The organism is Thermostichus sp. MS-CIW-34 (assembly GCF_054060435.1).
The window spans coordinates 1-24355 of sequence record NZ_JBSSDE010000046.1; the positions used below are offsets into that span (position 1 = coordinate 1).

Consider the following 24355-nt stretch of genomic DNA (forward strand, 5'->3'; position numbering starts at 1 on the left):
GGGATACCGCCATTCTGTTTGGAAACAAACAGAATGCTATCGCTGCATAGTTGAACAGTGATGTTCAGCAGTGTTCAGCGTAAATGTATCAGCTAGGATGGGATCCCCTTTCCCTTCAGCGGTGCAGAACACTTTGCGAGTAGAATTTCAGATTTTCCGACAGTTGCCGCCGGAGCCGCCCCGCTGGCAGTCCTTCTGGCTGGAGACATCCCCTGGCGCCACCATTCTCGATTGCCTCAACCAGATCAAGTGGGAGCAGGATGGCAGCTTGGCCTTCCGCAAAAACTGCCGCAACACCATCTGTGGCAGTTGCGCCATGCGCATCAACGGTAGGGCAGCCTTGGCTTGTGGCCGACATGTGGGCGAAGAGCTGGATCCCCGCAGCCCCCAGCCGCAGCCTATTCGCATCGGCCCTCTGGGCAACCTGCCCGTTCTGCGGGATCTGGTGGTGGATATGCAGCCCTTCTGGAACGATCTCAGCTGGGTGGATCCCTTTGTCAGCACGGCGGGGCGTCGCATCCCGGAGCGAGAATTTTTGCAGTTGCCTGCCGAACGGGAACATCTCAACGCTGCCGGTGGCTGTATTCTCTGCGGGGCCTGCTATTCCGATTGCAATGCCAAAGAGGTGAACCCAGAGTTTGTCGGCCCCCATGCTCTGGCCAGAGCCAACCGCCTCGTCCAAGACAGCCGCGACAGCCAACGGGAACAACGCCTGCAGGCTCTGGATAGCTTGGCTGGTGTCTGGGGCTGTACCCGCTGCTGGAACTGCAACAGCGTCTGCCCGATGGGCGTGGCACCTCTGGATCAAATCACCGAACTCAAACAGGGGATCCTCTCCCGCCCTGTAGACAAGACCGCTGCTCTGCCCACCGACCGTTCCCCATCGCACGCTGTTCGCGCTATTCGGACGGAGTCCTTGCCCATAGCCATCCGCCACCGCAAGACTCTGGTGCAACTGGTGCGCTCCGGTGGTTGGATAGATGAGCGCCGCTTTGCCCTGCAGGTGGTGGGCCGGGATCCCAAAGGGCTGCTCAGCTTGGTGCCTTTGGGTCTGCGCCTGTTGGCCAGGGGCAAATTTCCCTTTCGCTTCCAGCCCTCTGCAGGGGCGGCGACGGTACGGCGGCTTATCGACACGGTTAGGCAGGAAGGAAGGGATCCCCTCTAGGCTCCAGTTTTGAGGTTGTCTTGGCCGGAAATCAATCTGGCACTCAAAATCCGATCCCCCACTTTGATGTGGCGCAGCACCTCCGTTCCCTCTGTAACGTACCCGAACACGGCATAGCGGCCATCCATGAGGTTTAACCCCGCCGGGGTGAGATCCGGTTCGGCCATGAAGATGAAAAACTGGGAAGAAGCGCTGTTGGGATCGTCGGGATAGCGGGCCATGGCCACCGTCCCTTCGGCGGAAAAGGGCAGAGCCGGTTCCACATCCCACAGGCCCATCTGATCAAAAGTCTGGCCGTAGCGGGGCATCACCTCACCTTTGGCGCGAATCTCCATGGGGATGGTGCGAACCTTGCCCGTGGCCGGATCCACATAGCCATCGGCAGGGCCAGGGGGATCCCCGGCCTGCGCCAGGAAGAAGGTCTCCACCCGGTCAAAGGTCAGGCCATCGTAGAAGCCCCGCTGCACTAGGTCAGCGAAGTTGCCAGCAGTGATGGGGGCGCTGTAGCCATCTAGGGTGATCACCATGCGCCCAGCGGTGGTGTTTAGCTCCACCTCTGCCCGCCCCAAGAGCTGAGGTTTGTCGGCATACTCAGCAGGCACCGTGTAGGGAAAAGCCCCCACCCAGTTGTTTTCGAGGGATCCCAACTCGTCCACTAGACGGTCGTAGGCAGCGCGGGCCTCTTCTTTACCCTTGGATTTGCGCTCGCTGGCTTGGCCGATCACCTGCAACTGCTCCCGCAGCGCAGCCATCTGTTCAGAGGCTGGGGTCACCCGATCCGGGGGCAAGCCGGCCAGCAGGGAATCTCCATGGCGATCCAGAAGCCGCTCCACCTGGCGCACATCTCCCCGCACCGCTGACCAGCGGTTGTACTTCAGGTCGGTGTCGATTTTGGAGATGGCCTCATCAATTTCCAGCAGCTTCGTTTCCTGAATAGGCAACGCCCGCCGCAACAGGGTACGGGGATCCGTGATGGCATCCCCTTGGGGCAGAGCCAAGGCCGGGATCCCCCAGAGCGCCACCCCGCAGAGCAGAGCAGCTACGTAGAGGCCAATCCGGCAAAGGGATCCCCATTGCCAAAATCCTTGGGCACGCTGCGTCATGGTTCCTACCGACTGCAAAACCACTCCTGTCTCAGCCTGACATCCCACCGTCACAGGCGGCAAGCGCTGTCAGACCTCGATTGAGATTTCAACGACTGGCGTGCTCCACCTGGGGGAAAGCCGTCATCGCTACGCAACGCTTTTGCAACCGCAATAGCGGGACCAACTTCTCCAAGGGCATGGCTACACGGCTCTGATACATTCACGCTGAACTCCCCTGAACATGGTTCAGGAAAGAAGCGATCGCATCCTGCCTATCTCTGAGCAGGAAGGCGGTATCCCGCAAAGCCCTGAGGAATACCCCCCGAGCGCTTTCCCCCTTCACTTCCCGGCAACCGTTGCGGTGGACTCAAGGATCAGGGGGAAACTTGGTCTACTATATCCCTCTCAATGACTTTTGCCAAACCGCCTAAAGCTCAGTAAATTCAGCAAAGTTCAGGGTTTTGGGGGTTAGAGGCATGCTCCTACCTAGTTGGTTGGCGTCGGTGTTGGCGTCGGTGTTAGTGTCGGGGTAGAGGCAGGAGTGGGTCGAGGTGTCGGAAAGTCCGTCGGTGCAGGAGGTAGGGGCACCGGAATGCGGAGGCGGCAGGGTTGATCCGATTGATCGCCTTCTGGGGCATAGCAAACGCGAATGAGATCTTCCACAAAGCGAAGCTGATTAAAAGTGACATACTCCCATCACTGACCCTACAGGTACAGCGTGGGCTTCGCGCTTCATCGGGGAGCTACTGCAAGAACCCTCCACGCGCAGACACGGGATGTCCCACCGCGTAGCTGTACCAGATTCCGGCAACGCCGTTTTGTACAGCCATGTTGATTATGGCACAGGATATATACGCCTTTCATCCCGACCCTCCTGCTGTTGCAGAGAGTGCGGGGCTTCCCGGCGGTTTAGCTAAGTTGATCCGCAAACCGTGCCAGCACAAAAGTCCCCTCAGTAGCTGCAGCCAGACGCTGTAACTCCAGAAGATTCAAATCGACCCCCAACCCAACCACATACACGGTGAGTTTTTGTCCTCGCTCTCTGGCCAAAGTTGTCAGCTCCTGAGTAGCTTGGTTGATGGAGCGGGTGCTTTCGTTGTCAATCCCATCGGTGAATACCACCAAGCGGCGGTTGAAACGCTCGGTGGGCCGAAAGTCGCTCAAGAAACGCCCGGCTTCTACCGTGGCATCGTAGAGGGCAGTGTTCCCCCCCGGAACAGCGCGCAAAACGCCTCGTCTCAGCAGCTCTTTGTCGCCGGTGAAGTCCTGCAATAGCTGAGCTGTGCGCAGAGGCTGCCCCAGGGCTGTAAGGCCAAAACCTGCCCCCCGGTTGTCAAAGCGCAGAATGGCGCCCAGATCCAGGGGTGCAGGGCGAAATTGATCCAAGAGCCGAAAAACAGCCAGGAAGCGCCGAGATTGGGGATCCAAAACCAGCAAGCTGCCTGAGCCATCCATCAGCACTGCCATGAGCAAAGGCCGCTGAGCCAGATCCGGCGGGGGGTTCTCGATCCGGGTGGGTGTCAGGGTCAAGGTTACCGGCTGCGGGATCCCTAGCAAATCGGTTACCCGGTTTACCTGCAGGCTGACCTGACTGGCAGAGAGCTGGGTTATTGGTTGGGGCGGATCCCCGCCTTGCAAGAGGGCGATGTTGAACTCCATTTCCCCTTGTGTGCCAGAAAAGGAGCGGGTCAGAGCCCCATTGAATGTCAGGCGAGCTTGGGATCCCACAGCAGACGGCTCAATGCCTGTACCGCCGGAAGAGCCACAGCCAGCGAGGCAGCTTCCCACGAGCACCAGGAGAAGCAGCCAACCAGCTTTTTGGCTTTTTACTTGACCGGGCTGTATTTTTACAGTCATTGCAGCTGCCAGTGCAAGCACAGTGGGGTGGCATGAAAGTACGGAGTTGCAATACCACCCAGTAATTCTGAAAGCTACTGTAGCGCTTGGTGTAGGCGTAAAGATTTTTACTGCAGTTAGAGGATCTCGAGTTCATCTTTTTTCACAATGCGAGCACAGCGGGTCTCAGCTTTGAGCCTAGTAGGGCGGCTAAAGCCTGTCTGCTCCGAGAATTGCTTCGAGATAAAGACCCCTTTGTTTTGCCACTTGTGGCAAGCGTTCTCGCTGACCAATTGTCAAATAAGCCGGCGCTCTCCTCCGTGGCCTATAGTTCATAGCAGCTCATCAGTGCAGGTGTAAGCTCTAAAAGGATCCCCTGGGTGAGGAGGAGAACTGAACATGGCGGCAAAGCAACTCAAGTTCTATTGGAGCCCCCAACACCAGCTCTTTAGCTGCGATGGCGCCAAGTTGGAGGGGCACGGCTACATCCAAACCAACCCCTCCCATGACCTGGTTCACCTGCTCATTGCCGCCAACGGCAACATGCCCTGGCAGCCGGTGGAAAGCCGCGAGCAAACTTGCTTTGCCGAGTACAACGCGGTGATGCTGGAGCATCTGCTGGTGAACTGTTTTAATGCAGGAGCACTGGGATCCCTGCCTGCCCAGCAGATCATCCCAGAGGCGCGGAAGTTCTTGCGGTGGTTTGTTTCAGAACATTACGCCCCTTTTCCGGTGTCTGAAGAAGAGGCTTTTCGTCGCTTTGCCGAGCACCTGGATATTGAGCGCATTGTGCGTTTGTTCCCCTATTTTTACAGTTTGCGAGCTTGGGAATGCTTCAGCCCCGATTACCGCGCCGAGACCTACGACCTGGAGTTCACCTCCGAGGATGATCCCGTTCGAGAGGCCCCGGAATGGGCGGCGGATCCCAACATTTTGGAGACTCAGGAGCTGGTGCGGCAAAAGCTCTCTGAGGCAGTAGCCGAGGCGGGCTCGATCCGGCCCAAACCGGAGCCCGTTTTCCCGCCAACTTCGTCAGCTTCTCCTCTGTCCGATCCCCCAGCCAAGACCAGGCAGAAAAAAACCGGACTCGGCTTCAAGCCTGCCCGTTGATGGATCCCCTCACCCCTTTCCCACAGGGAGAGGGGAAGACTAATCTGCGCCTTTCACTAGCCGACGAAAGGCCTTTTTGCCCACCTGCAAAATCCGCCCCGCCAGCTCCGAGGCATGGGCAAACTCCAGGTCGGGATCCTCCACCTTTTGCCCATCCAGCCGCACGGCGCCCCCTTGAATCTGCCGACGGGCCTCGGCGGCACTCTTGCACAGGCCACACTCACGCAGGATGTAGCTGAGTTTAACAGGGTAAGACAACCCATCGATGGCAAAGGTGGGGATGGATCCCGTTTCGGCAAGAATACCGTCTAGCACCAGGGCTTGGGCGGTGCGCTGGGCCTCTTCTGCCGCTGCAGGGGAGTGAAACTGGGCCACTAGGGTCTTGGCTAGGAGGATCTGCCGCTGGCGGGGATCCTGCGGCAGCTCGGCAAGGGGCACTGAGGTGAGCAACTCAAAGTAGCGCTCCACCAGGTGATCCGGCACCTTCTCCAGCTTGGAGTACATGGTGAGGGGATCCTCGGTCAGCCCCACGTAGTTGTTTTTGGACTTGGACATTTTCTGGTACCCGTCCAGCCCCTCCAAAAGCGGCACCGTCAGGCAAAACTGCGGCGCTTGGCCCTTCCAAATTTGCAGATCCCGACCGGTGAGCAGGTTAAAGCGCTGGTCGGTTCCCCCCAGTTCTACGTCGGCTGCCAGAGCCACCGAGTCGTAGCCCTGCAGGAGGGGATAGAGAAATTCGTGCAGATAAATTGGCGTTCCAGCGCGGTAGCGCTGGGCAAAGTCTTCTTTGGCCAGCATCTGCCCCACCGTCATCTGGGCCTGGAGTTCGATCAGCTCGCTGAGAGTCAGGTGGGCCAGCCACTCGCTGTTGCGGCGCACCTCCAGCCGACCGGGGGTCTCAAAATCCAAAATCTTGCCGGCTTGCTCCAAGTAGGTGCGGGCGTTTTCCTCCACTTCTGCTGGGGTGAGGCGGGGACGGGCCTCCGATTGGCCGGTGGGATCCCCGACCAGCGCCGTGAAGTCCCCGATGAGCAAAATAGCCACATGGCCCGCATCCTGGAACTGGCGCAACTTGCGCAGCACCACTGAATGGCCCAGGTGTAGATCCGGTCGGGTGGGATCGATGCCCAGCTTCACCCGCAAGGGACGATTTGTTGTGGCCAGGCGCTCCGCCAGGGCAGCAGGCCCTCCCGGAAAGATCTCGGCCACCCCCCGCTCAACAATTTGGGCTATCAACGGATCCCGGTACGCTGGCGAAACTGAGGCTGACGATATACTCAAAGCCTGATCCTCCGGCTGAACCCATGAGCCATTTTAAGCCCACGCAAAAGATGCTCGATTCTCAACTCAAGATCTTCTCCCCCTAGCCCGGTTGGAGTTGTCGATGGGCAGGGTTGGCCATCCTGCTGCCCCAATAGACGCCGCCCTATAATGGGTCTGGCTTGTTGTTGCTTTGCAACACGGACGTGACAGGGTTTTTGACGTGACCTACGGTCGCAGACCATTGGCCCGCCGGGCGAGAAAGCCGGGGTTGGAGCGTTTCTCCAATTCCCCCTTTTCCCGATCGGGGTTTGACGAGCATGCCGACTATACCCCACCCACCCGCCCCTCCCGGATTGCCCAGGTTGCCGGTGTGGTGGGCAATCTGTTGCTGGGATCCCTGCTCTTGGGATCCACGGCAACGGCTGCCGGATTGGTGGGGCTGGCCATTAGCTTCCGCAACTTGCCGGACGTGCATCAATTGCGGGATTACGTGCCCATTGCCACCACCCACATTGTCGATATTCGGGGCGAGCCCATTGCCAGCCTACACGGGGAGGCCAACCGGGAAGTGATCTCCCTTGAACAGGTCTCGCCGGAGATGAAAAAGGCCTTGCTGGCCATTGAAGACAGCCACTTTTACACCCATCCAGGCATTAATCCGGTCAGCTTGGGCCGGGCGATCCTAGGCAGTGTGGAGGGGGGTATAGGCTCGGCGGGGGGGGGATCCACCCTGACAATGCAGTTGGTCAAGAACCTGTTTTTGAGGCCGGAGCGTACCCTCAGCCGTAAAGTCGCCGAGATCGTGTTGGCGGTGCGCCTAGAACAGGTCTTCAGCAAAGACGAGATCCTGGAGATGTACCTCAACCAGGTGTACTGGGGGCACAATCTCTACGGCATCCAGGCGGCGGCCCGCAGCTACTTCAACAAGGATGCGTCTGAACTGAACTTGGCTGAAGCGGCGATGTTGGCTGGGATCCTGCCGGCTCCGGAAACCCTCAGCCCCTTTCGCAACCTGGAGGGAGCCAAACGGCGGCAACACCTGGTGCTGGATCGTCTGGTGGAGCTGAAGTGGATTACCCCCGAGGAAGCCCAGGCGGCGCGGGAGCAAAAGCTGACCTTAGGCCGCATTACCTCCTTTCAAAGTAACGCCCCAGCAGTTACCGACGCCATTGAGGCGGAGCTGCGGCGCCGCTATGGGGAACAAGCTCTAATGCAAGGAGGTCTGCGGGTTCAGTCCACCATCGATCTGCGTCTGCAGCGCCTTGCCCAGCGCATTGTCAATGAAGATGGCCCCCGCATTGGGGCAGCTCGTCGTGCCGATCAAATGGCTTTGGCGGCAGTGGATCCCCGTACCGGCTATGTGAAAGCCATTGTGGGCGGGATCAACGCTCAGCGGGGCCAATTTAACCGCGCCACCCAGGCGTTTCGCCAAACGGGATCCACCTTTAAGCCCTATGTGTACTACGCGGCTCTGGCCAGCGGGCGCTATTCACCCGGCAGCATCTTGGAAGATACCCCCGTCACCTATCCCGGCTCGCCACCCTACAGCCCGAAAAACTACGACAACACCTTCTATGGCTCCCTCACCTTTGCTCGGGCTTTGGAGCTCTCCCGCAACGTGCCCACGGTTAAGTTGGCCGATGATGTTGGGATCCGCAACGTCATCGCAGCGGCTCAGGCCACCGGCATCAGTGCCGAGATGTTTCCCAACTTGGCTACAGCTCTGGGCTCGGCCAGCGTCAGCCCCCTGGAGATGGCGGCCAGCTATGCGGTCTTTGCCAATGGCGGATATCGGGTGGAGCCGACCCTCTTGGCCCAGGTGGTGGATCGCAACGGCCAAATCCTCTTCGAGGCCAGGCCCCAGCCGGAGCGGGTTTTGGATCCCTGGGCGGTGGCTACGCTCAACCAAATCCTCAAAGGGGTGGTGACCCAAGGCACCGGGAGGGCAGCTCGTCTGGACGATGGGCGACCTGTAGCCGGTAAAACCGGCACCACCTCCGATTTCCGCGACGCTTGGTTCATCGGCTATGTGCCGCAACTGTCTACCGCCATTTGGATTGGCAACGACAACAACTCCCCCATGCTGCCCGGCACCGCCGGCGGGGCCTTTGTTGCCCCCACCTGGAAGCGCTTTATGACTGAGGCTCTGCAAGGGATCCCACCTCAGGACTTCCCCAGCCCGCATCAATTTCCCCCTCCCCGACCATGAGCTACAGCGAGGAGCGGCTGGCGCGCATCGAGCGCACTGTCGAGGCCAACGCTCAGGCCATCGCCCAACTGGCCCGGCAAAACCAAGAGCTGATGCAAACCATTGCCGGCACCGAGGAGCGCATTGCCAGAGCCGAGGAACGCATTGCCAGAGCCGAGGAACGCATTGCCAAAGCCGAGGAACGCATTGCTGGCGCCGAAGAACGTCTGGAGGCCGAGGTCAAACGCTGGGACGAGCGGTTTTTCCAGCTCAGCCGCGATACCCTCAACTTCACCCGCAATGTAGTGACCATCGCCGCCATCACGGCTGTTTTGATCCCCCTGCTCAGGGATGTCGCTCCCCTGCTGATCGAGCTGTTGCGGGAGGGATCCCGTTAGCGCTTTCCAGCCGGGACGATCTCGCTTTTCCAACCGCTGGCCAACAAGTGGTTATCGGCAATTGCGCTGAGACAGCCGCGATTCCACCTCTCTGGGGTCGAGCAGGGTTCCAACCGGAATCGAGGTGTCCAAGGGATCCCAGCGCGTACTGATTCTGAGTTACACTAAAACTGCAAAGAAAGGTAACGCCTTTTTCTGGTTCTCCTGACCCTTCGCCGCGTTCTTTCTTGCATTCCTTGCACAAGACACAGAGGACAGACGATTATGGCTTTTGAACTCCCGGCTCTGCCCTATCCTGCCGACGCGCTGAAGCCCTACATGTCGGCAGAAACCTTCTCCTACCACCACGGCAAGCACCACGCGGCCTACGTAGCCAACCTGAACAAGCTCATCGAGGGCACCGATCTGGCCAACAAGTCTCTGGAAGAAATCATCAAGGCCACCTTTGGGGATCCTGACAAAGCGGGTATCTTCAACAATGCCGCCCAAGTTTGGAATCACACCTTTTTCTGGGAATCCATGAAGCCGGGCGGGGGAGGTGCGCCTACCGGGCCTATCGCCGACAAGATCAACGCCGATTTCGGCAGCTACGACAAGTTTGTCGAGGCTTTCAAGACGGCGGCTGCCACCCAATTTGGCAGCGGTTGGGCCTGGCTGGTGCTGGACAACGGCACGCTGAAGGTCACCAAAACCCCCAATGCCGAAAACCCCCTGGTTTACGGCCAAACGCCCCTGCTCACTTTGGATGTGTGGGAGCACGCCTACTACCTGGATTACCAAAACCGGCGGCCTGACTTCATCAATGCCTACCTGGAGCACTTGGTGAACTGGGATGCCGCCAATGCCCGGCTGGCTGCCGCCTGACTCCACCTGTTCTGGGATCCCTTGACGGGGGATCCCATCGAGGACTAGCCCTATGTCTCTGTTTGCGAAGGGATCCTTGTGGATCCCTTTTTTGCGCCTAGTCTTTCCCCAAGCGTTCTCGCTCCTCGCGCAACCGCTCCAGAAAGCCAGGGGTGGGAGGTTGGGTTGGGGGTGCTGCAGGGGGAGCAGGAGTTGGAGCAACCCGGTTCACTTGGGGAAACAAAGGTTGGTTGATGGGCGGCGGGGGGAGAGGCTTGGCCGGGACAGGGGCTGGAGAAGGTGGAGCAGCGGGCGTGGGCACGGCAACCGGTCGGGGCGGCGGCGCAGCAGGCACTGGAGTGGGAGGGGACACCTGCCGAGTTGGAGCGGGGGGCTGAGGGGTAGAGGACACTGCCTCTGGAGTTGCCGCTGGCCTGGGTGTGGGCTCGCTTGCAGACTCACCGATTCCCAGATCTGGGGCGGGATCATCCTCAAACACCAGTTCACCCTCCGGATCCCGCGGCAGCCAGTCCAGCAGAGGTTCAGGAGTGGCTGAGGGATCCCGCTCGGAGCCGCCGACGCGATGGGTATCAGGTCGTTCAGAGACAGCAGGCAGTTTTTCCCTGCCTGGGCCCGGATCCAACAGCAGACGCAGGCCCCAGAAGGTGCTCCCCGCAATGACAACAAAAAGGGCTATCCCAGCCCAGAGGGGAAACAGCTTGGCCTCGGGCTCTGCCTGGGTACTGAGCAGGTGTGTGCCCGACTGCCCTGCATCCACCGCCGCCAGGGTGCGCTCGGAGAAGATGGGTGCGGCTGGGGGGGGCGCGAGGGAAGAGCTGGCAGCGCTCTGGGAGTGCAGGGATCCCTCCAATTGGGCGCTGAGAACCTTCATATCTTGGGGCCGCTGGTCGGGATCTTTGGCCAGACAGGAGAGCACCACCTGTTCCAGCTCCAGCGGAATCTCATAGGGCAAATTCGAGCGATCGAAGGGCTGAGGCTGTTGGTAATTGTGGGCCTCGTACCAGCCGGGGAAAGAATCGCTCTTGGGTCGCAGAGGTTGTTGCCCGGTCAACATGCGGTAGAGCACCACGCCAAACGAGTAGATATCCGAGCGGGCATCCAAGGCTTCCCCGCGCAGCTGTTCGGGAGAGGCGTAGCGCACCGTACCCAAAAAGCCGGTGGTCTGGGTGCCAAGGGCAAGGGAAACGTCGCTGAGGAGCTTGGCAATGCCGAAATCCAAGATTTTGACGGTTTCCCCCAGGGTTTCATCTTTTAGGACGAAGAGGTTGCTGGGTTTGATGTCGCGATGGATCACCCCCTTGATGAGATGGCCATCCTGCTAAGTCTCCAGGTTGTGGGCGTAATAGAGACCGGCGCATACTTGGCGGGCCATCCTCACCACCTGTTGAGGCGGCAGCACCGGCTGCTTGAGCATTAGCTCCCCCAAACTGCGCCCCGTCAGGTATTCCATCACCAGGTAAGGTTGGTCGTTCTCTAGGCCATAGTCCAATACCTTGACAATGGCAGGGTGCTCCCCCAGCAGCGTGCTGATGCGAATTTCCTGCTGAAAACGTTTGTGCAACTGGCGTCGGGTGTTGTCATCGCCTGCTAAGTTTTGGTGCAACAGCTTGACCGCCACCGGACGGTTGAACAGGCGCGTATCGACAGCCTTGAACACCCGCCCCATGCCACCTGCTGCAATGCTGTGAACCAGTTGATAGCGCTGGCCGATCACTTTTCCAGGAGCAAGCTGGTTCATGGGCAGCCCAAGAGCATGTACCCTCTGATTTTAATGCGTGTTTCTCGGGGGTTTCTCCCGCCTTTCTCCGGCCATCCCTGCCCAGCAGTCTTCATTCCCAATGTATTTGATGTGCTTTTAAGTACTTGTTAAACGCCCTGCCAGCGATTGAAGGCCGGACAAAGTCTGTGGGGCATCGAGAGCTACTTGGATCTGGAGGGATCTGATAGACTCATGCGGGCGCTTTGCCGGGTCTGTTCATTAGCTGTCTGTCGGGTATTTATGCTGGCTCACTGGCTGCAAATTTCGGGGATCCCTCTAGCCATGATTGGCCCTGTTGAGAATCCGGTGCTGGTGTTTTTGATCATCCTGACCATCATGCTGGTGGCTCCCTTGCTGTTTGAGCGGCTGCGCCTGCCGGGGATCATCGGGTTAATCTTGGCTGGGCTGGTGGTGGGGCCCTACGGCTTGGGCATCTTGCGGCGGGACGAGACCATCATCCTGCTGGGCACGGTGGGGCTGTTGTTTCTCATGTTCATGGCGGGGCTGGAGACCAGTCTGGAAGATTTGAAGCTCAATGCCGGGAAGGCCACCATCTTCGGGGCGCTCACCTTTCTGTTGCCCATGCTCATTGGCACAGTAGCGATGTTGGCCATTGGGTATGGCTTTCTGGCGGCGGTGCTGGTGGCCTCTTGTTTTGCCTCTCACACCCTGATCGGTCTGCCCATCATCTCGAAGCTGGGGTTGATGCGCCTGCAGACGGTGAGGGCAACTTTGGGGGCCACCCTTATCACGAATGTCCTGGCTTTGTTGGTGCTGGCGGTGGTGGTGCGCGCCCACCAAGGGGAGCTGTCGCTGCGCTTTTGGCTGACGTTGATCCCTTCCATTGCCCTCTACACCTTTGCCACCCTCTGGGGGGTGCCTAAGCTGGGCAGTTGGTTCTTTCAACGCTTTGGTCACGACGAAGGAGCGGAGTTTACTTTTGTGATTGCCACCTTGTTTGTGGTGGCCTATGGAGCGGGGTTGATCGGCATTGAGCCGGTGGTGGGAGCCTTTCTGGCCGGGACGGCCATTACCCCCATCATCCCCCAGCTCAGCCCCCTGATGAACCGGATCCAGTTTATCGGCAACACCCTGTTTGTGCCTTTTTTCTTGATCTCGGTGGGGATGCTGATCAATCCCGGTATTCTCTTGGGGGAGCCGCGCACGCTGCTGGTGGGCGGAGTGATGATTGCAGCGGAGGTGGTGAGCAAGTTTCTGGCCGCTTGGATCCCGGCCCAATTGTTTGGCTGGCGCTTTGCCAGCGCTATGGTTATGTTCGGCCTGTCGATGGCTCAGGCGGCGGCTACCCTGGCGGCGATCACGGTGGCTTTTCAGGTGGAGTTGGTGGATGAGCTGACGGTGAACGGCACCATTGCCATGATCCTGGTGACCTGTGTTGCCTCGCCTTGGATTGTGGCCCGCTGGGGAGAGCAAATGCAGCCCACCGAAGTGGCGGCAGAGTCCACTGAATTGCCCAAGCCAGATTGGGGAGCTCGCGTCTTGGTGCCGGTGGCCAACCCGGATACTGAGAGGAACCTGTTACAGTTGGCTTTGATTTTGGCCAAAAAAGATGGGGGAACGCTGCTGCCGCTGCATGTTTTGTCTGACCGCGCCGGGATCTCGCCGGCAGCCCTGGCCCGGCAGGAGCAGTTGCTGACTTTCGCAGAAGCTCTGGCCCACAGCGCCGTGGCCCGAGTGGAGCCGATCCGGCGGGTGGATGACTCGGTGGAAAAAGGGATCATTCGCTCGGCGGCGGAACGGCAGGCGACCTTGGTGATCCTGGGCTGGAAGGGCTACTCCACCTATGCGGAGAACTTTTTCGGCAGCATCATTGACGCGGTGGTGCGGCAGGTGGGGATCCCAGTCTTGATTACGCGGTTTCCGGTACCCATCGAGACGGCGCGCCGCATCCTCTTGGTTGCACCGGAGCTGGAGGTCTCTCCCGGATCCCTGCAGCAGACCCTTGGGCTGGCGCAAACGCTGGCCGGCGAATTGAAAGCGGGTTTGCAGATCCTGCTGGTGCAAACCCGACCTGGGCGGGAACGCTCCCCAGCCTTGCCGGCAGAAAGCTATGCCCACTTGCCGGTTCAGCGGGTGCAGGGGGGGGTGGTGGCGGAAGTCTTTAAAGCGCTGCAGCCGGGAGATGTGTTGGTGTTGATTCCCAGTGAAACCGGCAACCGGTCGCGCCTGGGCCGAGAGCCGGAGACCATCGCCCGCAACCGACCCAGCCTTCCCATCATCGTGGCGCATTTGCCACGGGATTCAGCTCATCCCTTGCGCCAAGGAGATGGGGTTCTGGCGGCCGCAGAGCCCACTTGACAGGGATGGCATTGGGGTGTTGTCTGGCGGACTGGAGCTCTTGTCTCAACGACGCCCCGGCTCCCTTGGTAAACTGGGATACCCCAGGTTCGGAGCAGTCGTGAGCCAGAAGGGAGGCCCAGAGCCATAGACTATGTTGATTGAGGAAGTGGGGATGGTACCCTACGGAGCACAGGAGCATGACTCTAGTCAATAATAAGCTCAACTATACTGAAAATGATGTATAATATGTTCAGTACGGATTACTACCAGTTGATCTTTCTGTTTACTTTCGAGTCTGCCAACATGGTAGCCAAAGCAAAGCAGAAAATTGGTAGTAAGACGACACGGAAACTGCGCTTTGGGTATTCTACTCAAAGCTTTGCGGGATACCGCCATTCTGTTTGGACTCCGTCCCGCTAACGCGAATGGAAACAAACAGAATGCTATCGCTGCATAGTTGAACAGTGATGTTCAGCAGTGTTCAGCGTAAATGTATCAGTATGGTTGCCTATTTGCTGGAAGTCGGCTGTGAAGAGCTCCCAGCCAGTTTTGTGGATTCGGCTCTGGAGCAGTGGCGAACCGGGATCCCGGCCTCTTTGGCGGAGGCCCATTTGCAAGCGGAGCAGATGCAGCTTTTCGGTACGCCGCGCCGCCTGGCGGTTCTGTTGCAGGGGTTGCCCACCCAGCAGCCGGATCGCACTTTGGAGGTGAAGGGGCCGCCGGTTCAGGTCGCCTACCAAGATGGCCAGCTCACCCCTGCCGGGGAAAAATTTGCCCAAAAACAAGGGGTGGATCCCGGCAGCCTGGAAATCCGGCAAGTGGGCAAGGGATCCTTTGTGTTTGCGGTGCAGCGGGTGCGGGGCCGACCAACAGCAGCTGTGCTCCAGGAACTGGCACCCGCCTGGATTACCAACTTGAGTGGTGAACGGCTGATGCGCTGGGCCTGCGGGGATCTGAAGTTTCCGCGCCCCATCCGCTGGCTGGTCTCCCTTTGGGATGATCAGGTGCTGCCTTTGCTGCTGCCGACCCACGAGGACAATTCCATGCCGGGCTTGGTGGCGGGGCGGGTGAGCCGGGGGCACCGCGTTTTGGGATCCCAGCAGGTTGTCCTGGAGCGGGCCGAGAGCTACGTTCAGCAAATGCAAGAGGCGGGGGTCAGCCCCGATCCAACAGCGCGAGAGGCATACATTCAGGCTGAGGTGACCAAGCTGGCCAGGCAAGTGAATGGGGAAGCCCAGATCCCTGCTCCTTTGCTGCGGGAGGTGGTGCACTTGGTGGAGTGGCCGACGGCGGTTTTGGGGCGCTTTGAGCCAGAGTTTTTGCGCTTGCCCCCTGCGGTGATCGAGACGGTGATGATCACTCACCAGCGCTACTTCCCAGTACGGGATGGCCGGGATCCCAGAAAATTGCTGCCCTATTTCATCACCATCTCCAACGGCGACCCCCGGCAATCGGAGCGGATCGGGGCAGGCAACAGCCGTGTGGTGCGGGCGCGCCTGGCGGATGCCCGCTTTTTCTACGAGGAGGATCGGCGGATCCCCTTGGCGCAGCGGGTGGAACGCCTGCAGGCGGTTACTTTTGCCGAAGGGCTGGGCTCCATGCGGGACAAGGTGGAGCGCATCCGCCACATCAGCCGCCTCATTGCCGCTGCCCTGAACTTGGATCCCCAGGAGCAGGCGCTGGTGGATCGCACGGCTTACCTGTGCAAGGCGGATCTGGTTACCCAAATGGTGTACGAGTTCCCGGAGCTGCAGGGGATCATGGGGGCCGACTACGCTCGGCAGGATGGGGAACCGGAGGCGGTGGCCGAGGGGATTGAGCAACACTACTGGCCTTTGGGAGCGGGGGACGCTTTGCCCAATTCCTTGACCGGGCGGGTGGTGGGCTGGGCAGATCGCCTGGATACCTTGGTGGGCATGTTTCACTTGGGGCGGATCCCCACCGGCTCCTCGGATCGCTTTGCCCTGCGGCGGGCCGCCAACAGCCTGGTGCTGGTTGCCTGGGATGCCGGCTGGACTTTTGACTTTAACTCCCTGTTGCAGAGTGTGGTGCAGGACTATGCCGTTCGCGCTGGCGGGCCGCAGGCCTTGGGAGATGTCCACACCTTGCGAGCCTTGCAGGAGTTTTTGGCCCAACGGATACAGACCCTTTTGCAGGAGGAAAAACGGATTGATTACGACTTGGTCAGGGCTGTGGTGGGGGATCCCGAGTCGGTCAAAGCGGAGGATCCCCAGAAGGCCGAGCTCACCATGCGGGCCCTGGGCAACCTGCCCTTGACTTTGCTGCGGGCGGAGTACCTGCAACACCTGCGGGCCACCGGGGAATTGGCGGATCTCTATCCCACCCTCAATCGCTGCGCCCGCCTGGCAGCCCAAGGGGACTTGGACTACGCCGTGGTGGATCCGGCAGCCGCCGTGGATCCCGGTCAGTTGCAGGAGGCGGCAGAAAGGGAGTTGTACGAGGCTTGCCAGAAGGTCTATCGCCTGGGGGTGGAGCCAGCCCTTCAGGGAGACTTTGTCCCCTTGGTGGAAGCTCTGCAAGCAGCAGCCCCTCAGGTAGCTCAGTTTTTTGAAGCCGTTTTGGTGATGGATCCGGATCCTGTGCGACGGGCCAGCCGGCTCAATTTGCTGGGAGTATTGCGCAACCAGTCGCGCCTGTTGGGGGACATGGGGGCTGTGGTCATGGCAGGGGAATCCTCGCCGGAGAAGACCCCCTAGCCGTTTCAGATCAGTTTACTTCGAGACAGATCCCCCTCACCCCCAGCTTCTCTCCCAGAGGGAGCTACCCCCCAAGGACTCTGTCCCACTGGCGCGAACGGCTTGGGAATGGACATATCGTCATTTCCACTCAAACTCAGAACACTGTGCCCACACCTAAACCGTTGGTCGCGTCTTCGCGTCAGCGTTGCGGTTCCCGTCAGGGTGCCGTAGGCATAGCAATAGCGTTGCGGAGCAATAATGCAGGGGGTTAGAAGGTTTTTCAAGGACTCCGTCCTGCTGGCGCGATCAGTAGCCCAGGCGTCTCATCTTAACCTGAACAACCATACGATTTATCCAAGAAATTGCAAACACTGCTGCAAAGCCCGCTGCACCGAGCCTAGGTAGCCCTCTCCAAACAGGTTGAGATGGTTGAGCCAGTGGTAGAGCTGGTAGAGGGGCTTGCGGTGGGGATACCCCTCGTCCAAGGGGTAGGCCTGCTGATAAGCCCGATAGAACTCGGCTGGAAAGCCCCCAAACAATTCTGTCATCGCCAGATCCGTCTCTCGATCCCCGTAGTAGGTGGCCGGATCGAAAATCACTGGGGATCCATCGGCCAAGGCCCCGTAGTTGCCGCCCCACAGATCTCCATGCAACAGAGCGGGTTCTGGCCTGTAGTCCTGAAAAAAGGCTTCCAGCTCCGCCATTACCCGTTCGGCTTGGGCCACCCACGTGCCGCGATACCCCTGTTGGCAAGCCAATTTCACCTGGTAGAGCAGCCGCTGTTCCCGATAAAAATCCGGCCAATTCTGCCGCCAACTGTTGATCTGAGGCGTAGAGCCGATGGTGTTGTCGCGCTCCCAACCGTAGCTGCCGTTGGGGGATAGGGTGCGGTGCAACTGGGCCAACTGGGATCCCAACAAACCCGCAGTGTGCGGACGGGGCGAGGTTAGCTCCAGGTATTCCAGCACCAAGTAAGCCTGCTCTCCTACGGATCCCCAGATGATGGGCTGGGGCACGCGAATGGCCTGGGCAGCCGCTAGGGTTTGCAAGCCCGCAGCTTCCGCTGCAAACATCTCCAGCGCCCTTTCTCCCCCACGGGCCAATTTGACGAAGTAGTCTTTTACCCCTTCTGCAAGAGGGCTTTGGGAAGCGCAGGAAAACCGATAGGTGGCGTTGATGCTGCCTCCGCCCACAGAACGATACTGTAGGGGCTGGATGGGATCCCCTGTTGCTTCTGAAAGGTGCTGGGCGATGGTCTGCCAAAGAGTTTGCATCAGCAGCAAAAGTCAATTGTCGGAGAAAAACAGGTACTTATGGTCATTTCGGGTAGTCATTTCAGGTTAGGGTGAGACGCCTGAGCCATTGCCTGGGCCATTGAGAAAAGCCCTATGGCCCCGTGCATTCAAAGTTTTAGGTGTGGGCGCAGTCTCCTGGTTTAATTGAAATGACCATAACTCTTTTTTTGTGCTACTTTCACCTTCTCATTCTCAAGAGCACAGTCAATAGCGCGAGGACTCCGTCCCGCTGGCAGGATGGGTTGGACGCCAGACCGGGCTCTATCCTTCAGTCGAGCTTCTGGGTACTGGTCTCCGTCTTGCTGCAGGGCAGCCGAGTCTATCTTACGCTTGCGGGTCTTGACTTTTGTCGGCCTCAAGTCTTCTCGGTTCAGCCAGCGATAAACTGTTGCACGACTAACCTTGTTCATCCGTGCAACTGCTCCCTTCCTGGACATACCCTATGACTCTCTCTCAGGTCTAAGCTTCCTCCTGAGGTCTACCTCCATGCCTTCTTAGCTGCAGGGCCGTCTCATTCTTAAATGAATTGACCCTGTTCCTAACCTGTGGGGCTCTGGGGTCTTGAGCTTCCGCCTCCTATGGGGAAAGTGGGGGGAGAGCTGTATCTCAAATTAAGTTCGAATTGAGGTCAGCATTAGCGGCGGAGAGGCTCAGAAATGGCCACCACATCCTGCAGAAACTGATCCTGTTGCTGGTGCAAAATGCCCAGGTCAGGACCTTGGTTGAGCAGGACAAAGTGGATGCCATTCGGCAGCTGCCCCATCGTCATCAGCCGATCCGCAGCGGATCCCACCTGAGCAGCCGTGCCTGGGGGCAAGGTGCGCGCCCGCAGGGTGCTGTGGCCACTGCCCGCTCTGGGCAAGATCCGAGTCGGATCCCCATCTGTGAAATCTACCAGGTGTTCCCAGAGATGAGCTAGGGCGCGGGGGGAAAGGTACAGCGCTCGCCCTCTTTGCCCCAGGCGAATGTCTTGCTCGGCGGGGGCCATTTGGGAATCCAGGCGGGAAATGGGCTGAGCCGCCAACCGCTGCCGCAGGTACTCCAGCAGGGCTGTTTCGCCCCCCAGTTCCGCCAACAGGGCTTCTGCCATGGCTCGGTCGTTGCTGCCATTGAGGATCTGCAACAGGGATCCCAGCCGTAGCGAGGTGTAGCTGGCCAGGCAGTGGGCGTCCGCGGGGAGGGCTGTTAGGACTGACACCGAGCCGCGAATGACAACCGGATGGGGTTGTTGAGTATTGCTGAGGAGTTCTGCCAAACGCTGAGCGCCGCCCAAAGGATCGGGTTGGCCCAGCAAACGGAAGGGGGGCAACACCTTCACATCCCCGTCGATCTGGCGAATGTTGAGGCTATGCAAATGGCGGGCCAGCTCTGCCACATTCGCTTCCGTGAAATAGGGATCCCCGCCACCCACCAGGATCAAATCTCCCGTCAAGCGATGGCCCAACCGATGGCCTGTGGTGTAGAAGCGGGTCTCAAAGCGATGCTCGTAACCCCAAGTCTCCAGGGCCATCAAGCTGATGGCCAACTGATCCAAGGCTCCCACCGGCAAAGGTCGATCCAGCCCATGCTCCGCCAACAGCTCCCCTTCCGGCGTCCAGAGCAGGATCCCCTGTTGAGAGAGCGCTCCCCCTTGGGCCGCCAATCCTTGCAAAAAGCCGGACAAGACCGAAGCGTAAGGAGAATCTTCCCACTGCGGCGATTGGGCGCGGGGCCACCAAGGGGGAAGGCCCGGAGTCCCACTTGGGGAAGGCAGCGGCGGCGGTGGAGTGGGGATGGGGGGGAAGGGATTCTGAGTCAATGTGGGAGACTCGACTTCAGCACCTGTGGGGTTGCTCCAGCAGGCCCCCAAGGCCAAAGCACCAGCTAACGGGATCCCTGCCCAGAGGAGACGACGATGGGGGCGCAACCCCTGTGGGATAAGCGGCATGATGACCTCACAAAGACACTTGCAAAGGACAACGGGCTGGCAAAAGACTTGACGCTACTCTAGTGCCATCCGAACTGCCTTGGCAAATCTCTGTGCCAGCCTTTTCCAGCGTTATCGACTCCGGCCAAGGCAAGCCCATCTTTTGCTTGTCAGGGATCCCAGTCGGCTGTGACGTAAACTACCCGACACCAACCGCTAGGCGGTACGGAGCGGGCTTTTAGTAGCCCTGCAGTTAGCAAGCCAACCACGAGCCTCTGGGGTGGTTTACAGCACCCCCAATCGACCGTTACCAGTGCCTTAAACAACCGTTTCTGGTGTCCGCAGTATTATCATAGCATTCCTCCCGACACCGACCCTACGGGTACAGTGCGGGGCTCCTGCAATTTCTAGCTGATGGGTAGCCAAAAAATGTTGTATGGCCTGATGGATATCTTTATGGATATCTTTTGCAACTGTAATGGCCGCAGATCGTCTGTTGGCTGTGCAAGGGCTAGGCCGTACTGCAGATCACACAACCTTCTCGGCAAACCGTAAGCTCCTTCTCTCCTTCTCCTCAGTAAAAGATAAAATAGGGCGACTTAGATTCCGAGCATTCCAGGCCGCCGATGGGAAACAGTCAAACCGGGGAGATGGTTCAATCGGAAAAGCAGGCTTTCCTGGAACGGTGGCATGACATTCTCGCCCCCAACTCCCTGGGCTACCGCATTCGGCTGTTGTCTCAATTGGTGCGGCGGAAGTTGCAGTCTCATTTGGAGCCTTTTGGCCTGACCATCTCCCATTGGGTGGTGCTCTGCTGCCTTTGGGAAGAAGACGGGATCCCTACTTCCACTATTTGTGAGCGCTTGCAGCAGTTGGGGGGCACCATGACCGGGGTGTTGGATGGCATGGAAAAACGGGAGCTGATCCGGCGGCAGCGAGATCCTGAGGATCGGCGGATTTGGCGGGTCTACCTCACACCTGCAGGGGAGGAGCTGAAAGACGTTTTACCCCCTCTGATTTGGCAGTTGCGGGAGCAAACCTACGGCTGTCTCAGCCCAGAAGAACAGGCAACCCTCTCGCGGTTGGTGGATCCGCTGATCGCCCATCTGTCAGCTAGAAATCGCAGGAGCCCCGCACTGTACCCGTAGGGTCAGTGTCGGGAGGAATGCGGAAGTTATGATAGAACCATGACCCAAGTCCTGACCGTATCCTGCAAGCTCAAGGTGTCCCAGTCGCAAGCCGCAAAGTTGGATGCGACAATGGATGCCTTTGTGCAGGCGTTGAACTGGGTCAACCAAAACACACCAGAAAAAGTAGTCAACGCAGTCAAACTCCAGTCCCTTTGCTATTACCAGATTCGCGCTCGGTTTGGCTTGTCCAGTAACTTGGCAAGGACTACGTCCCGCTTACGCGACCAGCAGGTCTGCAGACGGCTGGCCGGTGCCCGTAAAGTTGCCCAACAGAAAAACCGTCCGGTCAAAGCGTTCAAGAGAGGCTTTGCGACCTACGATGCCCGTATCTTTTCGTTCCGCGAGAAAGACTGGACGGTGTCGCTGACCACGGTGGAGGGTCGGGAGCGCTTTGAGCTGGCGATTGGCCGCTACCAGAGAGAACAGCTGGCAGGCTCCAATCCCAAATCTGCCACTCTGGTCAAGCGCAAAGACGGTTCCTACTCTATTCAGATCTGTGTGAGATCTGTGTGGAAGCGGAGCCATCCCCACCGCAACGCACGGGCAGAGTGCTGGGGGTGGACTTGGGGAGGACGGATATTGCCCATACGTCAGAAGGGGATAACTGGAATGGACAGCGGTTGAACCGAATCCGAGACCACTACTCCAAGCTGAGGGCGGCACTCCAACGCAAAGCCAGTAAGGGCACCCGCAGTTCGCGGCGCAGATGCAGAGAACTGTTGCAACGGCTGTCTGGCAAGGAGAGGCGCTTTCAGGCGTGGGTCAATCATCGCATCTCCAAAGCTATTGTCTCTAGGGCAAAAGCTACCAACAGCGCTCTTGCTCTGGAAGACTTGACAGGGATTCGGGAAAGGGTCAATCAACAGCCACGCAGCAAAGCCGAACGGCGCAGGGCCAACAGTTGGGCGTTCTACCAACTACGTCAATTTCTGGAATACAAGGCGAGGGCTGCAGGGGTTTCTCTGATTCTTGTGCCGCCTGCCTACACGTCGCAGACCTGTCACCGGTGCTTACACATCCACCCTGAGCAGGGCAAGTCCTACCGCAGTGGCAAGTCGTTCAAGTGTGGGCACTGTGGATGGGAAGGGGATGCGGATTTGAATGGTGCGAATGTGATTGCGCTCTTGGGGGCTGCCGTAAACCAGCCTAGAGGTTCGGGCCTGTTTTGTTCTCTGGTAGAGCAGAACAGGCTCAGGGCTACTGAAAGCCCGCTCCGTACCGCTTAGCGGTCGGAGCCGGGTAGTTTACTGGATCCAGATGCGGCTGTGCTGGCGGAGCCAAGTCAATAGTCTTTATCTTGAGAGCGCCTTTGGGGGAGGGCGGAGCTTTGTCTGGAGATTTGCTGATCCGAAATGCTGAGCTGCTGGTGCCGGAAGGGGATCCCTGGCGGGGGGATGTGCTGGTGCGGGAGGGGCGCATTGCCCAAATCGGCCAAAACCTCTCGCCAGAAGGGGTGGCCAAGGTCATCGACGCCGAGGGCCATACCTTGATGCCGGGGGTGATCGATCCGCAAGTTCACTTCCGCGAGCCGGGCCGAGAGCACAAAGAAGACCTGCAGACGGGATCCTGGGCCTGTGCCCGGGGCGGGGTGACCAGCTTTTTGGAGATGCCCAACACCGACCCGCTGACGATTGACCAAGCGACGCTGGATGACAAGTTGGCCCGTGCAGGCAGCAAGTGTGTGGTCAATTACGGCTTTTTCATCGGGGCCACTGCCGATAACTTAGAAGAGTTGCAAACGGTGCAGGGAGCCTGTGGCATCAAAATCTTCATGGGATCCATGCATGGGCCCCTGTTGGTGGATGATCAGGCGGCGCTGGAGCGGATTTTCGGGGAAACGGATCCCAACTTTTTAATTGCCGTCCATGCCGAAGATCTGTCTCGCATCAAAGCCCGTAAGGCCCTGTTTGCCGGACGCACAGATGTAGCCGTTCACTCGCAAATTCAGGACGAGGAATCGGCCCTGATCGCCTCACGGCGGGCTTTGGACTTGGCCACCCGCTACCGCCATCGGCTGCACATTTTGCACCTCTCCACCGGCCTAGAGGTGGAACTGCTGCGCCAGCACAAGCCGGCCTGGGTGACGGCAGAAGTGACCCCTCAGCACCTGCTGCTCAGCACCGCCGATTACGCCCGGCTGGGATCCCTGGCCCAGATGAACCCCCCCCTGCGGGATCCCGCTAACCTGGCCCAACTGTGGCAGGGGCTGCAGGACGGGATCCTGGATTGCATTGCCACCGACCATGCCCCTCATACTTTGGAAGAAAAGGCTCAGCCCTATCCCCACTCCCCCTCGGGTATGCCGGGAGTAGAGACGGCCTTGCCCCTGATGTTGACGGCAGCCCAGCAGGGGCGTTGTACGCTGGCGCAGGTGGTGCGGTGGATGTGTGAGGCGCCGGCCCGCCTCTACGGGATCCCCAACAAAGGGCGGCTGCAGGTGGGCTACGACGCCGACCTGGTGCTGGTGGATCGCCACACACCCAAACCGGTGCGGCGGGAAGAGCTGCTGACCAAATGCGGCTGGAGTCCCTTCGAGGGCTGGGAATTGGTGGGCTGGCCCCTAGTCACGATCGTGGGCGGACAGATTGCCTTTCAAAACGGCCAGGTGGATCCCTCAGTGCGGGGAAAGGCTCTTCAGTTTCAGCGCTAGCCAGGGATCCCTGCTATCCCGCAAGGGCTTCCGATAGCAGCAGGACAGAAGTGGCGCAGTAGCCTATCCTAGCTTCCCTCTCCCTTTGTGGGAGAGAAGCCAGGCCTGAGGGCGGGATGGCGCAAAAGCCTCAGGAACGGTCTCAGGCTGGTTTGCCGATCACCACACACCTCGGCCTGCTGGGTCCGGCAACTCTGGCCCAGAAACTCGTGTTACTCTGAAAATGATAATTACTGATAATCAAAATTGAAAACGGCAAGGGGGCCTCATGAAAGTTGCCTACGTGTTCACTCACCCTCGCTGCGGCACCTATAAGTTGGGCCAGATGATCCTGCCCCAGCTAGAAGCAGGGGTGCATGGAGCGCAGGTGGTGGGCATGTTCTTTTTCGACGACAACTGCTTTGTTTTGCGGCAGGGGGATCCCATCGGCGAGCGCCTAGCCAAGATTGCCGAAGCGCAAAACATTTTTCTGATGATGTGCGACATGTGCGCCCTGGAGCGCAACCTGGCGGAAGGGGAACCCAAGTGGTGCGACGCCCAGGGACGTGGGTGCAAGGAGCCGGGCCATTGTGTTCCCAAAAACGTGGTCAAAGGCGTGCAGGTGGGCTGCTTCCCCGACCTCTACGAGGCCTTGAAAGACAACCCA

General features: G+C 59.1%; 16 protein-coding genes and 2 pseudogenes. 11 read left to right on the forward strand and 7 right to left on the reverse strand.

Features of this window, described 5'->3' with window-relative positions:
* The first annotated feature begins 133 nt into the window (after window positions 1-133).
* Window positions 134-1165: a succinate dehydrogenase/fumarate reductase iron-sulfur subunit gene (locus tag ACVWYY_RS12795; RefSeq protein ID WP_457440756.1), complete on the forward strand. Its 1032-nt coding sequence runs from the start codon at window positions 134-136 to the stop codon at window positions 1163-1165.
* On the opposite strand, the gene ACVWYY_RS12800 is transcribed toward ACVWYY_RS12795, so the two are convergent.
* Both ACVWYY_RS12800 and ACVWYY_RS12805 read right to left on the reverse strand, forming a co-directional pair.
* A complete protein-coding gene (locus ACVWYY_RS12800) occupies window positions 1162-2268 on the reverse strand; it encodes a peptidylprolyl isomerase (RefSeq protein ID WP_457440741.1) in 1107 nt (368 codons plus the stop codon). The two genes, ACVWYY_RS12795 and ACVWYY_RS12800, sit on opposite strands and share 4 nt — an antisense overlap.
* A gap of 891 nt (window positions 2269-3159) precedes the next feature.
* Window positions 3160-4038 (reverse strand): vWA domain-containing protein, encoded by an 879-nt coding sequence (locus ACVWYY_RS12805; RefSeq protein ID WP_457403099.1) that lies wholly within the window; start codon window positions 4036-4038, stop codon window positions 3160-3162.
* Between the two features lie 447 nt (window positions 4039-4485).
* Here ACVWYY_RS12805 and ACVWYY_RS12810 point away from each other — a divergent pair, with 447 nt between their 5' ends.
* Window positions 4486-5196: a hypothetical protein gene (locus ACVWYY_RS12810; RefSeq protein ID WP_011434070.1), complete on the forward strand. Its 711-nt coding sequence runs from the start codon at window positions 4486-4488 to the stop codon at window positions 5194-5196.
* Between the two features lie 39 nt (window positions 5197-5235).
* On the opposite strand, the gene tyrS is transcribed toward ACVWYY_RS12810, so the two are convergent.
* Window positions 5236-6477, reverse strand: coding sequence for a tyrosine--tRNA ligase (tyrS, locus tag ACVWYY_RS12815; protein WP_457403101.1), 1242 nt, complete (start codon window positions 6475-6477; stop codon window positions 5236-5238).
* A 202-nt stretch (window positions 6478-6679) separates the two neighbouring features.
* Here tyrS and ACVWYY_RS12820 point away from each other — a divergent pair, with 202 nt between their 5' ends.
* The 3 genes from ACVWYY_RS12820 to ACVWYY_RS12830 all read left to right on the forward strand — a co-directional run bounded on the left by ACVWYY_RS12820 (window position 6680) and on the right by ACVWYY_RS12830 (window position 9909).
* Window positions 6680-8668, forward strand: a complete 1989-nt coding sequence (locus ACVWYY_RS12820; RefSeq protein ID WP_457403102.1) for a transglycosylase domain-containing protein — start codon at window positions 6680-6682, stop codon at window positions 8666-8668.
* The gene (locus ACVWYY_RS12825) at window positions 8665-9045 is read left to right on the forward strand and encodes a hypothetical protein (RefSeq protein ID WP_414402426.1); all 381 of its coding nucleotides are present in this window, start codon (window positions 8665-8667) and stop codon (window positions 9043-9045) included. Before ACVWYY_RS12820 ends, ACVWYY_RS12825 begins: the two co-directional genes overlap by 4 nt.
* 264 nt (window positions 9046-9309) lie before the next feature.
* On the forward strand, window positions 9310-9909 hold the full coding sequence (locus ACVWYY_RS12830) for a superoxide dismutase (RefSeq protein WP_457403103.1): 600 nt from the start codon (window positions 9310-9312) through the stop codon (window positions 9907-9909).
* A 97-nt stretch (window positions 9910-10006) separates the two neighbouring features.
* Here the strand turns inward: ACVWYY_RS12830 and ACVWYY_RS12835 are convergent.
* Window positions 10007-11647: pseudogene (locus tag ACVWYY_RS12835) on the reverse strand (serine/threonine protein kinase).
* Window positions 11648-11908: 261 nt separating this feature from the next.
* Here ACVWYY_RS12835 and ACVWYY_RS12840 point away from each other — a divergent pair.
* Complete coding sequence (locus ACVWYY_RS12840; RefSeq protein ID WP_457440743.1) at window positions 11909-13987, forward strand: cation:proton antiporter domain-containing protein; 2079 nt, start codon at window positions 11909-11911, stop codon at window positions 13985-13987.
* A 482-nt stretch (window positions 13988-14469) separates the two neighbouring features.
* Complete coding sequence (gene glyS, locus ACVWYY_RS12845) at window positions 14470-16686, forward strand: glycine--tRNA ligase subunit beta (RefSeq protein WP_457440745.1); 2217 nt, start codon at window positions 14470-14472, stop codon at window positions 16684-16686.
* Window positions 16687-17018: 332 nt separating this feature from the next.
* Here the strand turns inward: glyS and ACVWYY_RS12850 are convergent, their stop codons facing one another.
* From ACVWYY_RS12850 to ACVWYY_RS12860, 3 genes are all read right to left on the reverse strand, one after another.
* Window positions 17019-17942, reverse strand: a complete 924-nt coding sequence (locus ACVWYY_RS12850) for a fructosamine kinase family protein (RefSeq protein ID WP_457440746.1) — start codon at window positions 17940-17942, stop codon at window positions 17019-17021.
* A 161-nt stretch (window positions 17943-18103) separates the two neighbouring features.
* Window positions 18104-18400, reverse strand: coding sequence for an IS630 transposase-related protein (locus ACVWYY_RS12855; protein WP_457440748.1), 297 nt, complete (start codon window positions 18398-18400; stop codon window positions 18104-18106).
* 197 nt (window positions 18401-18597) lie between these two features.
* Window positions 18598-19890: a D-alanyl-D-alanine carboxypeptidase gene (locus ACVWYY_RS12860; protein ID WP_457440750.1), complete on the reverse strand. Its 1293-nt coding sequence runs from the start codon at window positions 19888-19890 to the stop codon at window positions 18598-18600.
* A 629-nt stretch (window positions 19891-20519) separates the two neighbouring features.
* Here ACVWYY_RS12860 and ACVWYY_RS12865 point away from each other — a divergent pair.
* The 4 genes and pseudogenes from ACVWYY_RS12865 to ACVWYY_RS12880 all read left to right on the forward strand — a co-directional run.
* On the forward strand, window positions 20520-21017 hold the full coding sequence (locus ACVWYY_RS12865) for a MarR family winged helix-turn-helix transcriptional regulator (RefSeq protein WP_457440752.1): 498 nt from the start codon (window positions 20520-20522) through the stop codon (window positions 21015-21017).
* Between the two features lie 39 nt (window positions 21018-21056).
* Window positions 21057-22285, forward strand: a pseudogene (locus ACVWYY_RS12870) (RNA-guided endonuclease InsQ/TnpB family protein).
* A gap of 101 nt (window positions 22286-22386) precedes the next feature.
* Window positions 22387-23709: a dihydroorotase gene (locus tag ACVWYY_RS12875; RefSeq protein ID WP_457395919.1), complete on the forward strand. Its 1323-nt coding sequence runs from the start codon at window positions 22387-22389 to the stop codon at window positions 23707-23709.
* Between the two features lie 268 nt (window positions 23710-23977).
* Window positions 23978-24355 (forward strand): SaoD/DsrE family protein (locus tag ACVWYY_RS12880; RefSeq protein WP_457440754.1); only part of this gene is annotated, 378 nt, incomplete at its 3' end.

Bases quoted from the DNA above. Each gene is read 5' to 3' on its own strand.
- ACVWYY_RS12855 (WP_457440748.1), bottom strand. From the start codon at position 18,400: ATGTCCAGGAAGGGAGCAGTTGCACGGATGAACAAGGTTAGTCGTGCA.
- ACVWYY_RS12860 (WP_457440750.1), bottom strand. From the start codon at position 19,890: ATGCCGCTTATCCCACAGGGGTTGCGCCCCCATCGTCGTCTCCTCTGG.
- glyS (WP_457440745.1), top strand. From the start codon at position 14,470: ATGGTTGCCTATTTGCTGGAAGTCGGCTGTGAAGAGCTCCCAGCCAGT.
- ACVWYY_RS12825 (WP_414402426.1), top strand. From the start codon at position 8,665: ATGAGCTACAGCGAGGAGCGGCTGGCGCGCATCGAGCGCACTGTCGAG.
- ACVWYY_RS12800 (WP_457440741.1), bottom strand. From the start codon at position 2,268: ATGACGCAGCGTGCCCAAGGATTTTGGCAATGGGGATCCCTTTGCCGG.
- ACVWYY_RS12865 (WP_457440752.1), top strand. From the start codon at position 20,520: ATGGTTCAATCGGAAAAGCAGGCTTTCCTGGAACGGTGGCATGACATT.
- ACVWYY_RS12840 (WP_457440743.1), top strand. From the start codon at position 11,909: ATGCTGGCTCACTGGCTGCAAATTTCGGGGATCCCTCTAGCCATGATT.
- ACVWYY_RS12830 (WP_457403103.1), top strand. From the start codon at position 9,310: ATGGCTTTTGAACTCCCGGCTCTGCCCTATCCTGCCGACGCGCTGAAG.
- ACVWYY_RS12810 (WP_011434070.1), top strand. From the start codon at position 4,486: ATGGCGGCAAAGCAACTCAAGTTCTATTGGAGCCCCCAACACCAGCTC.
- ACVWYY_RS12850 (WP_457440746.1), bottom strand. From the start codon at position 17,942: ATGCAAACTCTTTGGCAGACCATCGCCCAGCACCTTTCAGAAGCAACA.